The organism is Ottowia cancrivicina, assembly GCF_029813755.1.
In the GTDB taxonomy this organism is placed as follows: Bacteria; Pseudomonadota; Gammaproteobacteria; order Burkholderiales; family Burkholderiaceae_C; genus Ottowia; species Ottowia massiliensis.
The window spans coordinates 1-1,188 of sequence record NZ_JARVII010000071.1; the positions used below are offsets into that span (position 1 = coordinate 1).

A 1,188-nucleotide genomic window follows, 5' to 3' on the forward strand; every position below is an offset into this window, starting at 1 on the left:
AAACTCGCGCCTGATTTGAGCATTGAAGCCCTGAACCAAATCGTTTCATCGGGCAGCCACATTGCCAAAGGCTCGCTGGAGGGAGTGCTGGATGCTGTGCGGCGTTTTATTCATGGCGCCAACATCGAAAGCCTGCCAGCCAGCGACGCCAGCGAAAGCGACGAGGGCCGCGTCAAATTTCATGAAACCCTGGCCCAATTGCAAGCTGACCCGGCGTATCGGGCCTTGGAAGGTAAACTGTGCATTCAGCCAGCGGGCGCCATTGCGCCGCAGCAGGCGTGCGAAGACTTTGCGGCTTTCGTCTCGCTATACGCCCTCTCGCCCGTTGCCATAACCTGCACTGACAGCCAGACCCAAAATGCTCTGGGACAGTCTGAGGTCTGGAAAAAGGTTTATCAAAACTGGCAGGCAGACAAAGCTGCCCGGGCCGCAGGCAAACCAGCCATTTACTACTCGAAGCAGTGGTATGCCGACCGGACGGAGATGCTGCAAGCCATGCTTATTCGTAATCAGCTAGATGCTGAATGCGTCAATGTGAACGGCCAAGGCAGCGCTGATTATGTGGACCTCTCCATCCGTGATCACGCAAAAACGCCGACGCGCATTTCCGTCAGAAGTGCAAACCCGCCCGCCTCCATCAGCCAGGTGATATTTGACAGCAATGGCGGCAGCTCCAGCAAGCTTTTGAATGGAGGTAATGGCGATGACCGCCTTTATGGCAGCAGCCAGGACAACACACTCAAAGGCGATGCAGGCAATGATTATCTGGAAGGAGGTGCAGGCAACGACACCTACGTGTTCAGTAGCAGCAAAGACCAAGGCACGGATACTGTTTTTGACAGTGACGGCCAAGGCCGCCTCATGGTCGATGGCCACACGCTGCAAGGCGGCCAGCGCAAGGCAGACAAAGTCTGGGTCAATGAAGAGCAAGGCGTCGTCTACAGCCTCACAGGCAGCGGAGCGAACACTTACCTGCTGGTGAAAAACAAAAAATCGGGCCACATCATGGCGCGCATCCGTAACTGGACCAATGGCCAGCTGGGCTTGAGCATGACGGACAAAGCGCCTGACCCCCAGCCCGGCCCGGGTGGAACCCAATCCGGCCTGGGTCTCGACCAATCGGGAACCAGCGGCTACATCCACATCAACGCAGGCCAGGCCGACAAAGGCGTCTCCCTTGCAGGCAAC

General features: G+C 57.2%; 1 pseudogene. It reads left to right on the top strand.

Annotated elements, in window-relative coordinates:
• Positions 1-1,188, top strand: a pseudogene (locus tag QB898_RS13055) (hypothetical protein); the annotation flags it as partial.